Annotated in this window: 10 protein-coding genes; 1 reads left to right on the top strand and 9 read right to left on the bottom strand. The window is 67.0% G+C overall.

Annotated elements, in window-relative coordinates:
* Positions 1–43 precede the first annotated feature (43 nt).
* The 9 genes from E5CHR_RS17490 to argA form a co-directional block, all read right to left on the bottom strand.
* On the bottom strand, positions 44–262 hold the full coding sequence (locus tag E5CHR_RS17490; protein ID WP_162581019.1) for a hypothetical protein: 219 nt from the start codon (positions 260–262) through the stop codon (positions 44–46).
* Between the two features lie 173 nt (positions 263–435).
* Positions 436–1,008 (bottom strand): hypothetical protein, encoded by a 573-nt coding sequence (locus E5CHR_RS17485; RefSeq protein WP_232062098.1) that lies wholly within the window; start codon positions 1,006–1,008, stop codon positions 436–438.
* Positions 1,009–1,034: 26 nt separating this feature from the next.
* Positions 1,035–2,999, bottom strand: a complete 1,965-nt coding sequence (locus E5CHR_RS17480) for an ATP-binding cassette domain-containing protein (RefSeq protein ID WP_162581018.1) — start codon at positions 2,997–2,999, stop codon at positions 1,035–1,037.
* A gap of 54 nt (positions 3,000–3,053) precedes the next feature.
* Positions 3,054–3,917 carry a 50S ribosomal protein L3 N(5)-glutamine methyltransferase gene (gene prmB / locus E5CHR_RS17475; RefSeq protein ID WP_162581017.1) on the bottom strand — a complete coding sequence of 288 codons (864 nt, stop codon included), beginning with the start codon at positions 3,915–3,917 and terminating at the stop codon, positions 3,054–3,056.
* A complete protein-coding gene (gene dapE, locus E5CHR_RS17470) occupies positions 3,914–5,095 on the bottom strand; it encodes a succinyl-diaminopimelate desuccinylase (protein WP_162581016.1) in 1,182 nt (393 codons plus the stop codon). The genes prmB and dapE overlap by 4 nt, the downstream gene beginning before the upstream one ends.
* Before the next feature lie 9 nt (positions 5,096–5,104).
* Positions 5,105–6,253 (bottom strand): PilT/PilU family type 4a pilus ATPase, encoded by a 1,149-nt coding sequence (locus E5CHR_RS17465; RefSeq protein WP_162581015.1) that lies wholly within the window; start codon positions 6,251–6,253, stop codon positions 5,105–5,107.
* 52 nt (positions 6,254–6,305) lie between these two features.
* Positions 6,306–7,130 (bottom strand): 2,3,4,5-tetrahydropyridine-2,6-dicarboxylate N-succinyltransferase, encoded by an 825-nt coding sequence (gene dapD, locus E5CHR_RS17460; RefSeq protein WP_162581014.1) that lies wholly within the window; start codon positions 7,128–7,130, stop codon positions 6,306–6,308.
* Complete coding sequence (dapC, locus tag E5CHR_RS17455) at positions 7,127–8,338, bottom strand: succinyldiaminopimelate transaminase (RefSeq protein ID WP_162581013.1); 1,212 nt, start codon at positions 8,336–8,338, stop codon at positions 7,127–7,129. The genes dapD and dapC overlap by 4 nt, the downstream gene beginning before the upstream one ends.
* An 11-nt stretch (positions 8,339–8,349) precedes the next feature.
* On the bottom strand, positions 8,350–9,696 hold the full coding sequence (argA, locus tag E5CHR_RS17450; RefSeq protein ID WP_162581012.1) for an amino-acid N-acetyltransferase: 1,347 nt from the start codon (positions 9,694–9,696) through the stop codon (positions 8,350–8,352).
* A 136-nt stretch (positions 9,697–9,832) separates the two neighbouring features.
* Between argA and hrpA the strand changes: the two genes are divergently transcribed.
* Complete coding sequence (gene hrpA / locus E5CHR_RS17445) at positions 9,833–13,645, top strand: ATP-dependent RNA helicase HrpA (protein WP_232062097.1); 3,813 nt, start codon at positions 9,833–9,835, stop codon at positions 13,643–13,645.
* The last annotated feature ends 11 nt before the right edge of the window (positions 13,646–13,656 follow it).

The raw sequence follows: 13,656 nt of genomic DNA, 5'->3' as shown, positions 1-13,656 counted from the left end.
CGGTCTGCCGGCAGGCGGTCTGGAAAAAGAGAAAAGGGAACGATCAGTCGGGGACGCCGAGTATCGGCTGCGCCCCGGAAATAGCGGAGACGAGGCCGACGGCGCTTGAACGCAGCAGTTCCTGCCTGAGCGCGGCTTCGAGCTGACTGCGCGCCGTTTCCGGGCGATCGTGGTCGTACTCTTCATCCAACTCGCAGTGCAGGTAGTAGTCAACCCTTGCCATGAGCCGTTCAACCGACGCTGCGAGATCTGTCTCATTCATCTGTTAACTCCTCACCTCGATCCCTGACATGAACTCCGGGCTGCCTTTTCCTTGGCGCCTTGCCCGGCATTATGAACTTGACAGTCGGTCAGACCGGATTTCGTCAGATGGTATGCCGTCGTCGTGTGGGGGCAAACAAACAGGTTGAGCCGGCCATCAGCGGGCCGATGACCTCAGCGAGGGCGCAGCCGTGCCCATCCGAAGCGATTGCGCGAAGCAGGCCGAGCCTCGATCTGTGCTTCGCCACCGGACGCGGACGGCGGCGCAAGCAGATGCCGTACCGATTGCGCGACCTGGACGCAGTCCCGGATGTGAAGCTCGCCGAGCGCCCGCAAGGCGGCGTACCCGATCGCGGCGGAGACCAACTGGCCCGCGACCGGCACGTACTTGGTGGCCTGCTTCGCCGTCAGCCGGACGCCGGCTTGCCGGGCCAACTTGATCAAGAGCTCCCGCGTCATCAGCTTGCCCACCAACAGGGCGCCGGCGGCAGCGGCCGCTTGCTGGATGCGCTCGCGATGATGAGGTGCAAGGCCTTCGATCTGGGCCACCGAGAGGCCGAATTCTGCGCTGATGCGCGGGATCAACCGCGACAGCAGGGCGGCGTCAGCGGCCCAGTCGACCCCCGGCAGAGGCACGGCGCTGGCCACGGCGGCCAACAACGCCTTGCGCCCGAGCATGCGCCTGCTGCGCTGGATGGCCGCGATCAGCTGCGGATCGCCGCGTGCGAGTTCGAGAGCCGAGGGCATGGTTTGCCGGAGGCTATCACGTCCGGTCAGCCCTCGGCCAGTGCCTCGATCTGGTCCGACAGGGCCAGCCAGCGCTCCTCGAGCAGGCCGATCTCCTCGTTGAGCGCCTTCAGGCGTCTGCCGGCTTCGGCGATCTCGGTCGCAGGAAGAGCGGCGGATAGCCGTGCCTCGAGCGTGGTCTTCTCTGCACCTGCGGCAGCCAAACGCTCATCGACCTGAGCCAGTTCTCGCTTCAAGGGCTTGGCTTGGCCGCTGCGCTGCTGGCGTTCCTGCGCAGCCACCGAGGCCGAGGGCGTCGCCGGCGCGGAGGCGCTCTCGGCCTCGCGGGTGGCCAGCCTGGCCTCCTCGCGCACGCGCTTGGCCTCGTCGAGCAGGTAGCGCTGGTAGTCGTCCAGGTCCCCATCGAAGTCGCTGACGCGGCCGCGACCGACCAGCCAGAATTCGTCGCACACCGAACGAAGCAGCGCACGGTCGTGGCTGACCAGCATCAGCGTGCCCTCGAATTCGTTGAGCGCGACCGCCAGGGCCTCGCGGGTGGCGAGGTCCAGGTGATTGGTCGGCTCGTCGAGCAGGAGGAGGTTGGGGCGCTGCCAGACCATCATGGCCAGCACCAGGCGTGCCTTTTCGCCGCCGCTCATGGTGCCGACGGCCTGCTTCACCATGTCGCCGCTGAAGTTGAAACTGCCGAGGTAGCCGCGCAGGTCCTGCTCGCCCGTGCGTTCGCGGGTATTGGGGCCGAGGTCGCGCGCCATGCGCACCATGTGCTCGAGCGGCGTGTCTTGCGGACGCAATACGTCGAGCTCCTGCTGCGCGAAGTAGCCGATGTTGAGGCCCTTGCCTTCTGTCACGGTGCCGGCGAGGGCACCCATCTCGCGGGCGATGGTCTTCACCAGCGTGGATTTGCCCTGGCCGTTGGCGCCCAGGATGCCGATGCGCTGGCCGGCCAGCACCGAGCGGTTGACGCCGGTCAGGATGGTCCTCGGGGGCCCGTCCTCCTGCAGGTAGCCGAAGCTTGCCGCGCTGATCGTGAGCATCGGATTGGGGATGTTTCCGGGCTCCTTGAATTCGAAGCTGAAGTCTGCCTCGGCGAGCAGCGGCGCGACCTTTTCCATGCGCTCCAGCGCTTTCACGCGGCTCTGGGCCTGCTTGGCCTTGCTGGCCTTGGCCTTGAAGCGGTCGATGAACTTCTGCAGATGGGCGATCTTGTCCTGCTGCTTGGCAAAGGCGGATTGCTGCAGCTCCAACTGCTGGGCGCGCAGGGTTTCGAAGGCACTGTAGTTGCCGCCGTATCGGGTGAGTTGCTCATGCGCGATGTGCAGCGTGACGTTGGTCACCGCATCGAGGAACTCGCGGTCGTGGCTGATCACGATCATCGTGCCGGCGTATTTCTGCAACCAGGCTTCGAGCCAGACCAGGGCGTCCAGGTCCAGGTGATTGGTCGGTTCGTCGAGCAGCAGGAGATCGCTCGGGCACATCAGCGCGCGCGCCAGCTGCAGGCGCATGCGCCAGCCGCCGGAGAAGCTGTTGACCGGCTGCTCCAGTTCCTGGACCTTGAAGCCCAGGCCGAGGATCAGCGCCTGCGCACGTGGCACGGCGTCGTGCTCGCCGGCATCGTGCAGGTCGGTGTAAGCGTGAGCCAGGGCCATGCCGATGTCCGGGTCGTCCGGGTCGGCGGCATGGCCGGCCTCGGCCAGGGCGAGCGCCTCGCGCAGTTCCACCAAGCGTGTGTCGCCGCCGACCACGAAGTCGGTTGCCGACTCCTCGGTCTCGGGCATGTTCTGCGCGACTTGTGCCAGGCGCCAGGACGGCGGTACCGAGAAATCTCCTCCGTCCTCGTGCAGTGTGCCGTTGAAAAGTGCGAACAGGGTCGACTTGCCGGCACCGTTGCGCCCGACCAGCCCGACTTTCTCGCCGGGATTGATGGTGACGTTCGCGCCGTTCAACAGGACCTTGGCGCTGCGGCGCAGGATGACGTTCTTGAGGGTGATCATGTCAGCGCCCCTTCGTGGGGCAGCAATACGCGCAATGGCGAGCGCGGGGGCATTTCATTTCAGGGATTCGCGGGTGACCAGCAACACCTGGTCGTCTCCCGCGCTTGTGGTGAGCCACACGACCTCGAGTCTGGGGAACGCCGCCTCGAAGTGGGCACGCTCGTTGCCGATCTCCAGCACCAGCACGGCATGCTCGCTCATGCAGGCGGGTGCATCGGCAAACAGGCGGCGCACGAAGTCCATGCCGTCGGCGCCGCCGGCCAGTGCCAGCTCGGGCTCGGCGCGGTATTCGGCGGGCAGGGCGGCCATGCTCCCTGTGTTGACGTAAGGCGGGTTGCAAAGGATCAGGTCGTAAGGGCCGTGCACGTTGGCGAGCCCGTCGGATTCGATCAACGTGATGCGATCGTCCAGCGCGTGGCGCGTGACGTTGATGGCCGCGACCTCGAGGGCCTCGCTCGAAAGATCGGCCGCATCAACGCGGATGTCAGGGTAGGTCAGCGCGGCCAGCACGGCGAGGCTGCCGTTGCCGGTGCACAGGTCCAGCACCCGCTGGGTGTGCTCGCCGAGCCATGGGTCGATGGTGCCGTCGGCCAGCAGCTCGGCAATGAAGCTGCGCGGCACGATGGTCCGTTCGTCGACGTAGAAGGGCACGCCCTGCAGCCAGGCTTCCTTGGTGAGATAGGCGGCGGGCTTGCGTGTCGCGATGCGTGCAGACAGCAGTTCGGCCACGCGCGAAGCCTCGGCTGGAGAAACCGGGCGTCCAGCCGCATCGTCGAGGTTGTCGAGCGGCAGGCCCAGTCGCCACAGCACCAGCCAGGCTGCTTCGTCGAAGGCGTTGGTGGTGCCGTGGCCGAAGGCAACGCCGGCCTCGGCCAGCTGCTTTTCGCCGGCCTCGATCAACTCGATGACTGTGGTCATTTTCCAACCAGCGCTTCGAGCCGATCCAGCGTGCGTTGGTAGATGTTCTTGAGCTGCTCGATCTCGGGGACGGCGATGTGCTCGTCGATCTTGTGGATGCTGGCATTGACCGGCCCCAGCTCGACCACCTGCCTGCAGATCTTCGCGATGAAGCGCGCGTCGCTGGTGCCGCCGCTGGTGGAGAGCTCGGTCTCGATGCCGGTCTCGTCGCGGATCGCCTGCTGCACCGCCGCCACGAGCTCGCCGGGCGGAGTGAGGAAGGGCAGGCCGCCGACGGTCCACGAGAGCGTGTAGTCGAGCCCGTGCGTGTCGAGCACCGCCTTGACGCGGGCTTGGAGGGATTCCGGCGTGGCCTCGGTCGAAAATCGGAAGTTGAAGTCGACCACTGCGTTGCCGGGAATCACGTTGCTGGCGCCCGTGCCTGCGTGGATGTTGCTGATCTGCCAACTGGTCGGCTGGAAATACGGATTGGGCGCGCTGTCCCAGCCGCCCGCCGCGTTGATCGCGACGAGTTCCGCCAGCGCCGGCGCGAAGGCGTGCACCGGGTTCTTCGCAAGTTGCGGATAGGCGATGTGGCCTTGCACGCCCTGGACGGTGAGTCGGCCGCTCATCGTGCCGCGCCGGCCGTTCTTGATCATGTCGCCACAGCGCTCGACCGAGGTCGGCTCGCCGACGATGCAGTAGTCGATGCGTTCCCCGCGAGCGGCAAGCGCATTGCAGACCACCACCGTGCCGTCGAGGGCAGGGCCCTCCTCGTCGCTGGTGAGCAGCAGCGCCAGCGTGAGATGCGGCTCTGGATGGGCGGCCAGGAAGTCCTCGATCGAGACCACGAAGGCGGCAAGGGAGACCTTCATGTCGCAGGCGCCGCGACCATAGAGCCTGCCGTCCCGATGGGTGGGCGTGAAAGGATGGCTCGTCCACTGCTCCAGCGGGCCGGTGGGCACCACGTCGGTGTGGCCGGCGAAGGCCAGCGTGCGCGCGGACTCGCCGGCCGCACTGCCCTGGCGAACGGCCCACAGGTTGGTCACCCGGAAATCGGCGGGGCCGCTTTCAAGGGTCTCGAGCCTGAAGCCCAGCCGCGCCAGCCGCTCGCCGAGGATCTGCTGGCAGCCCGCGTCATCGGGAGTGACGGAGGGGCGCGAGATCAGTTGTTCAGCCAGTTGCAGCGTGCGGGACATGGAAAGAAGCTAGTGGCGGACGTCGAGCGTGATGTCCGTGAAGGAGGGTTCATCGACCTGGTCGAGCAAGGCGTGTTCTTCCTTGCGCGCGGGCGCCGAGTTGCGGTTCTGCAGGCGCCACATCAGGTTGGTCGGGGAGTCAGCCTGCGACAGGCCCTCGTCGCGGTTGACGCGGTTCTCGGTGATGAGGCGTGCAATGTCTTCCTCGAAGGTCTGCGAGCCTTCGGCCATGGATTGCTCCATCGCCTCCTTGACGCCGGAGAAGTCGCCCTTGCCGATCAGGTCGGCAACGAGCGCGGTGTTGAGCATCACTTCGAGCGCGGGCAAGCGGGTGCCATTGGGCGTGCGCAGCAGGCGCTGCGCGATGATGGCCCGCAGTGCGCCACTCAGGTCGCCCAGCAGGGTGGCGCGCACCTCGACCGGGTAGAAGCTCAAGATCCGGTTGAGCGCGCGGTAGCTGTTGTTGGCGTGCAGCGTGGCCACGCACAGGTGGCCCGACTGTGCGTACGCAATGGCGGCTGTCATGGTCTCCCGGTCGCGGATCTCGCCGATCTGGATCACGTCGGGCGCCTGGCGCAAAGCATTCTTGAGCGCCACTTGCAGCGACTCGGTGTCGCTGCCGACGTCGCGCTGGTTCACCATCGACTTCTTGTTGGTGTAGGTGAATTCGATCGGCTCCTCGACGGTGAGGATGTGGCCGCTGGCGTGCGCGTTGCGGTAGTCCAGCATCGAGGCCAGCGTGGTGCTCTTGCCTGCGCCGGTGGAGCCCACCATCAGGATGAGCCCGCGCTTCTCCATGATCAGGGTCTTGAGGATCTCCGGCAGGTTCAGCTCGTCGAAGGTGGGGATTTCCGAGGCGATGTGCCGTACGACCACGGCGTAGCTGCCGCGCTGGCGCATGCCGCTGATGCGGAAGTTGCCGGCGCCCTCGAGGGCGACGGCCATGTTGAGCTCGCCGGTGCGCTCCAGCTCGGCAATGCGCGCTTCGGGTACCACTTCAGCCAGCAGGGACAGGGGTGCCTCGGGCGGCAGCACCTGCCCGTTGATGGGCACGCAGTTGCCGTTGATCCGGATCAGCGCCGGGGAGTGGGCCGACAGGTAGATGTCGGATGCCTTGCGCTCGGCCATCAGGCGCAGAATTCGCTCCATCGTCTTCATCGGCTCTCTCCTCCAGCGTGGTTGTGAAAGGGTGTCGCGGCTTGCCGGCTTCTTAATCGCGCAGCAGGTCGTTCAGCGAGGTCTTGGCGCGCGTCTGCGCATCGACGCGCTTGACGATGATCGCGGCGTAGAGGCTGTACTTGCCGTTGTCCTTGGGCAGCGTGCCGCTGATGACCACCGAGCCGGCGGGCACGCGGCCGTACGTGACTTCGCCGGTCGTGCGGTCGTAGATGGGGGTGCTCTGGCCGATGTACACGCCCATCGAGAGAACGGAGTTTTCTTCGATGACCACGCCCTCGACCACTTCGGAGCGCGCGCCGATGAAGCAGTTGTCCTCGATGATGGTCGGCCCGGCCTGCAGCGGCTCCAGCACGCCGCCGATGCCGACGCCCCCGGAGAGGTGCACGTTGGCGCCGATCTGGGCGCAGGAACCGACGGTGGCCCAGGTGTCGACCATGGTGCCTTCGCCGACGTAGGCGCCGATGTTCACGTAGGAGGGCATCAGGATCGCGCCCTTGGCGATGTAGCTGCCACGGCGCGCCACCGCCGGCGGCACGATGCGAACACCGGCTTCCTTGAGCTCGTTGGCCGAAAGATGCGAGAACTTGGTCGGCACCTTGTCATAGAAGCCGAGTGAGCCGGCCTGCATCTGCTCGTTGTCCTTGAGGCGAAAGGACAGCAGCACCGCCTTCTTGATCCACTGATGCACGGTCCACTGGCCCACGGCCTCGCGGGTAGCGACGCGCAAATGGCCGTTGTTGAGTTCGGCAATCACATGCTCGACTGCCTCGCGAACTTCCTTCGGGGCGCTGGTGGCGGAGAGATTGGCGCGGTCTTCCCACGCGGCGTCGATGGTCTGCTGGAGTTGCTGGGTCATGGATTGGCTCGGTTCTGGATGAAGTTCACGATGCGCTGCGCGGCCTCGGTGCATTCGGCTGTGTCGGCCACCAGCGCCATGCGGATGCGGCCGCGGCCCGGGTTGGCGCCCCCGGCTTCCCGGGCGAGATAGCTGCCGGGCAGCACGGTCACATTGTATTGAGCGTAGAGCGCGCGGGCGAAGGCGGCGTCGTCGCCCTGCCACGCCGCGGGCACGCCGGCCCACAGGTAGAAGCTGGCGTCGGGCAGCCGGACGTCCAGCACCTTTTCAAGCAGCGGCGTCACGGCCGCGAACTTGGCGCGGTACTGGGCGCGGTTCTCGACGACGTGCGCCTCGTCGCCCCAGGCCGCAATGCTGGCAGCCGCCACCGCGCCGCTCATGGCACTGCCGTGGTAGGTGCGATAGAGCAGGAAGGACTTGATGATCGCCGCATCGCCAGCGACGAACCCGCTGCGCAGGCCCGGCACGTTGCTGCGCTTGGACAAGGAAGTGAGGGCAATGAGATTGCGGAAGTCGCTGCGGCCGAGCCTGGCCGCGGCTTCCAGCCCGCCGAGCGGCGGTTCTTCGCGGAAGTAGATCTCGCTGTAGCACTCGTCGGACGCGATGACGAAACCATGGCGGTCCGACAGCGCGAAGAGCTTCTCCCATTCCTCCATCGGCATCACGGCACCGGTCGGGTTGCCTGGCGAGCACACGAAGACGAGCTGGGTGCGCTCCCACACCGCCGCCGGGACGCTGTCCCAGTCGACGGCGAAGTTGCGCGCCGGCACGCTGGGCACGTAGCAGGGCTCGGCGCCCGCCAGCAGGGCCGCGCCCTCGTAGATTTGATAGAACGGATTGGGCGAGAGCACCACCGGACCAGGCGTCGTCGATGCATCGACCACCGTCTGCGCGAGGGCGAACAGCGCCTCGCGCGATCCATTGACCGGCAGCACCTGCGTGGCAGGGTCGAGTTCGAGCGCGTAGCGGCGCTGCAGCCAGCCCGTGAAGGACTGGCGCAGTTTCAGGTCGCCGGCGGTGGCGGGATACACCGCCAGCGCGCCCAGGCCGTCGGACAGGGCCTGCTTGATGAACAGCGGCGTCGGGTGCTTGGGTTCGCCGATGCCGAGGCTGATCGGCGCGAATTCCGGACTCGGCGCGACGTCCGCGAAGAGCCGGCGCAGCCGCTCGAAGGGGTAGGGCTGCAGCTTGGAGAGCAGGGGGTTCATGTTGTCGACGTTCAGAGCTTCTTGACCAGCACCTGGCTCTTGCGATCCCAGTTGTACTTGCGCTTGCGGGCCTCGGGCAGCCAGTCGGGGTTGACCTGCTGGAAGCCGCGCCTGAGGAACCAGTGCATGGTGCGGGTGGTCAGCACGAAGATGCTTTCGAGCCCGCTCGCCTTGGCGCGCTGCTCGATGCGCTTGAGGATGCGCTCGCCGTCGCCCTGCGACTGCGATTGCGGCGACACGGTGAGTGCCGCCATCTCTGCCGTCTTCGCTTCGGGATAGGGGTAGAGCGCGGCGCAGCCGAAGATCACGCCGTCGTGCTCGATCACCGTGTACTGGCCGATGTCGCGCTCGATTTCAGTCCGGCTGCGCTTGACCAGGGTGCCGTCGCGCTCGAAGGGCTCGATCAGCTGCAGGATGCCGCCGATGTCGTCGGCAGTGGCCTCGCGCAGCGATTCGAGCTTCTCGTCGATCACCATCGTGCCGATGCCGTCGTGCACGTACACCTCGAGCAGCAGCGAGCCGTCCACAGAGAACGGAATGATGTGGTTGCGCTCCACGCCTGCTTCGCACGCCTTGACGCAATGCTGCAGGTAGAAGCCCGTGTCGGTCGGCTTCTGTGGCGGCGCAAGCGAGGCCAGCAGCTTCTTCGCGCTGTCCAGCGGCAGCTCGGTGTCGATCGGGTTGTCTTCGCCTACAGGCTGCGCGGGGTCTTGCGGGATGCCCGGCACCTCCGTCAGGAAGATCAGCTTGTCGGCCTGGATCGAGATCGCCACGCTGGTGGCGACCTCCTCCATCGTCAGGTTGAAGGCTTCGCCCGTGGGCGAGAAACCGAAGGGCGACATCAGCACCATGGAGCCGAAGTCCAGCCCGCGGCGGATCCCGGCCGCATCCACCTTGCGCACCAGGCCCGAGTGCTGGAAGTCGACACCGTCGACCACGCCGACAGGCCGCGCGGTGATGAAGTTGCCGGAAATCATGCGCACGGTCGAGCCGGCCATCGGCGTGTTCGGCAGGCCCTGGCTGAAGGCGGCCTCGATCTCGTAGCGCAACTGGCCGGCGGCCTCCTGGGCGCAATCGAGCGCCACTTCGTCGGTGATGCGCATGCCGTGCGAATACTTTGCCTCGTGGCCCTTGGCGCGCAGCTGCTCGTTGACCTGTGGCCGGAAGCCGTGCACCAGCACCACCTTGACGCCCATGCTCTGAATCAGCGCCAGGTCCTGCGCGATGTTGGGCAGCTTGCCGGCAGCAATGGCTTCCCCCGCCATGGCGACCACGAAGGTCTTGCCGCGGTGCATGTGGATGTAGGGCGCCACCGAGCGGAACCAGGGGACGAAGGTGAAGTTGAAGACGGTGGACATGGGCGGGGTCGGGCGGGCAGGAAGGCAGGTCGCAAGATAATCGAGGATTTTCCCCGAACTGCCGCCCTTGTCCTCGACTGCGCTCCGAATCGAATTCCCAGAGTCCCTGCCGGTGTCGGCACGGCGCGACGAAATCATGGCCGCCATCGCCGCGCATCAGGTGGTGATCGTCTGCGGCGAGACCGGCTCCGGCAAGACCACCCAGCTGCCCAAGATCGCGCTGGCGCTGGGGCGCGGCAAGCTCAACGCGCCGCCGGGGCGGGGCCGGCTGATCGGGCACACCCAGCCCCGGCGGATCGCGGCCTCCTCCGTCGCCAAGCGCATCGCCGAAGAGCTCAAGACGCCGCTGGGCGAGGTGGTCGGCTACAAGGTGCGCTTCCAGGACCGCCTGTCGCGTGATGCGTCGGTCAAGCTGATGACCGACGGCATCCTGCTGGCCGAGACGCAGACCGACCCGCTGCTGAAAGCCTACGACACGCTGATCATCGACGAAGCGCACGAGCGTTCGCTCAACATCGATTTCCTGCTGGGCTACCTGCGCGAGATCCTGCCGCGGCGGCCCGACCTCAAGGTGATCGTGACCTCGGCGACGATCGATGCCGAGCGCTTTGCGAAGCATTTCGCGTCGGCAAAGGGACCGGCGCCGACCATCTATGTCTCGGGGCGCATGTACCCGGTCGAGCAGCGCTACCGTCCCTTCGAGGAGTCGCGCGACTACGACCTCAATGACGCGATCGCCGACGGCGTCGACGAGCTCTGGCGCGACCCGCGCGACGGCGGCGACATCCTGGTCTTCCTTCCGGGCGAGCGCGAGATCCGCGAGGCGGCGGACCACCTGCGCAAGCACCTGAGCCACCAGCCGCTGCTGCGCAATGCCGAGGTGCTGCCGCTGTTCGCGCGCCTGTCGCAGGCCGAGCAGGACCGCATCTTCGACGGCCACAGCGGCCGGCGCATCGTGCTGGCGACCAACGTCGCCGAGACCTCGCTGACGGTGCCCGGCATCCGCTATGTCATCGACGCCGGGACGGCGCGGGTCAAGCGCTACAGCTTCCGCAGCAAGGTCGAGCAGCTGCTGGTGGAGCCGATCAGCCAGGCCGCCGCCAACCAGCGGGCCGGCCGCTGCGGGCGGGTGGCCGACGGCATCTGCATCCGGCTCTACGACGAGAAGGATTTCGAAGGTCGAGCGCGCTTCACCGACCCGGAGATCCTGCGTTCCTCGCTGGCCGGCGTGATCCTGCGGATGAAATCGCTTCATCTGGGCGATGTGGAGCGTTTTCCTTTCCTCGAGGCCCCGCAACGGCGCGCCATCGCCGATGGCTACCAACTGCTCAACGAGCTCGGCGCAGTCGACGACGCGAACGAGCTCACGCCCATGGGCATGGAGCTGGCGAAGTTGCCGCTGGACCCGCGCGTCGGCCGCATGATCCTGGAGGCGCGCACGCGCGGCGCGCTCGAGGAGGTGCTGGTCATCGCCAGCGCGCTGTCGGTGCAGGACGTGCGAGACCGCCCGCTCGAAGCGCAGCAGCAGGCGGACCAGGCGCACGCCAAGTTCGATGACGAGAAGAGCGAGTTCAGCGGGTACCTGCGGCTGTGGCAATGGATTCACGATGCGCGTGGGGGGGTGCCGCCACCCCAGCCCTCCCACGCCACGCCTACCCACAGGCTCAGCAACCGCCAGTACGAGCAGCTGTTGCGGCAGAACTTCATCAACGTCCGCCGCGTCCGCGAGTGGCGCGACATCCATTCGCAGCTGCTCACGGTGGTGACGGAGCACAAGTGGCGCATCAACAGCACGCCCGCGAGCTACGAGGCGCTGCACCTGTCCATGCTCTCGGGGCTGCTCGGCAACGTGGGCTGGAAGATGGAGGAAGAGGAGGCCTACCTCGGCGCCCGGGGGATCAAGTTCCACCGGCATCCGGGTGCGCACCTCAAGAAGAAGCCCGGCCGCTGGATCGTCTGCGCAGAGCTGGTGGAGACCACGCGCCTCTTCGGCCGTGGCATTGCCAACATCGAGCCTTCGTGGCTGGAGCAGGTGGCGGGTCATCTTCTCAAGAAGCAGTTGCTCGATCCGCACTGGGAGAAGAAGAGCGCGCAGGTCGTTGCGCTGGAGCGCGCGACCCTCTACGGGTTGGTGGTCTACAGCGGTCGACGTGTGGAATTCAGCCGCGTCGATCCGGTCGCTGCGCGCGAGATCTTCATCCGCGAAGCACTGGTCGGTGGCCAGTGGGAAAGCAAGCTGCCCTTCCTGGCCGCCAATCGCAAGCTGGTGCGCGAGGTCGAAGGACTGGAACACAAGTCGCGTCGCCAGGACGTGCTGGTCGACGACGAGCTGATCTACGCCTTCTACGATGCCCAGCTGCCTCCCGACGTGGCCAGCGGCTTTGCTTTCGAGAGCTGGTACCGGCAGGCGTCGAAGGCGGCACCGAAGCTCCTCTACCTGACGCGCGAAGAGCTGATGCGCCACCAGGCAGCGGGGATCACGACGCAGTCCTTTCCGCCGACGCTGCGCTTGGGCGGCGTGGACTGCGCGGCCAGCTATCTGCACGAGCCCGGCGATCCGAGGGACGGACTGACCGTGACCGTGCCGCTCTTCGTGCTGAACCAGGTGAGCGAGGAACGCTGCGAATGGCTGGTCGCGGGCATGCTCAAGGACAAGGTGCAGGCGCTGCTCAAGAGCCTGCCGCAGAAGCCGCGCGCCCGGCTGGTGCCGCTGCCCGAATCAGCCGCACGGCTGGCCGAGGCGCTGGGAGCACCCGAGGCCTTCGGCCAGGGATCGCTCACCGAGGCGCTGCTCAAGCGCGTGCGCAACGAGACCGGCCTGGACGTCAAACGCGCTGACTTCAAGCTGGACATGTTGCCGCCGCACCTGTTCATGAACCTGCGCGTGGTCGACGAGCACGGGAGGCAGCTGGGAATGGGCCGAAACCTTGGCGCACTGAAGGCGGAGCTTGGCGCGCAGGCGCGCGGTGCCTTCCAGGCGCTGGCAGGGCTGCAGGTGAAGGCCTCGCCGAATGCGCTTGCCGCAGCGGATGCCGGCCGGGCCACGCAGACCGCGAGCGGCGGCAAGCCGAAGGCGGACGCGCCGCCGGCATTGCCTGCGGGCCAGCGCTACACGAGCTGGAGCTTTGGCGAGCTTCCCGAGCTGATGGAAGTGCGGCGCGGAGCCCAATCGTTGATCGGCTTCCCGGCCCTGGTGGATGACGGCGATGCCGTGACGATCGAGGTCTTCGACGAGCCGGCGGCGGCCGCCGCCAAGCACCGCGCCGGCCTGCGTCGCCTGGTCGCGTTGCAGCTCAAGGATGCGCTCAAGTACCTCGAGAAGAACATCCCGGACTTGCAGAAGATGGCGGTGGCCTACATGCCGCTTGGCACGGCGGAGGAGCTGCGCGCGCAGATCGTCGATGTGGCGCTGGAACGGGCCTTCTTGCAGGAGCCGCTGCCGGCCGACGAGTCCACCTTCTTGCGCCGCGTCGAGGAGGGGCGCGGGCGGCTCACGCTGATCGCCAACGAGATCGCCCGCCTGTCAGGCGTCATCCTGGCGGAATACACGCTGGCCGCTCGCAAGATCAAGGAAACGAGGAACCAGCCCGAAGCGACGGCGGACGCGGCGCAGCAACTCCAGCGGCTGGTCGGCAAGCGCTTCATTGCACAGACGCCTTGGCCGCGGCTGGCGCATTTCGCGCGCTACCTCAAGGCCATCAGCCTGCGGCTGGACAAGCTGCGCGCCGATCCTGCCCGGGACGCCCAGCGGCTCGCCGAGCTGCGACCGCAGGAGCAGAGGTACTGGCGCCTCGTTGCCGAGCGCAAGGGCGCAGTGGACGAGCGCATGGACGAGTTTCGTTGGTTGCTCGAAGAGTTGCGCGTGAGCTTCTTCGCGCAGGAGCTGCGCACGCCGCAGCCGGTGAGCATCAAGCGCCTCGACAAACTGTGGGCGCAGCTTCAGGGCTGAGGATCGGAGTC

The sequence above is a fragment of the Variovorax sp. PBS-H4 genome, assembly GCF_901827205.1.
GTDB lineage: Bacteria > Pseudomonadota > Gammaproteobacteria > Burkholderiales > Burkholderiaceae_C > Variovorax.
This window is presented reverse-complemented; position numbering and strand designations above follow the sequence as displayed.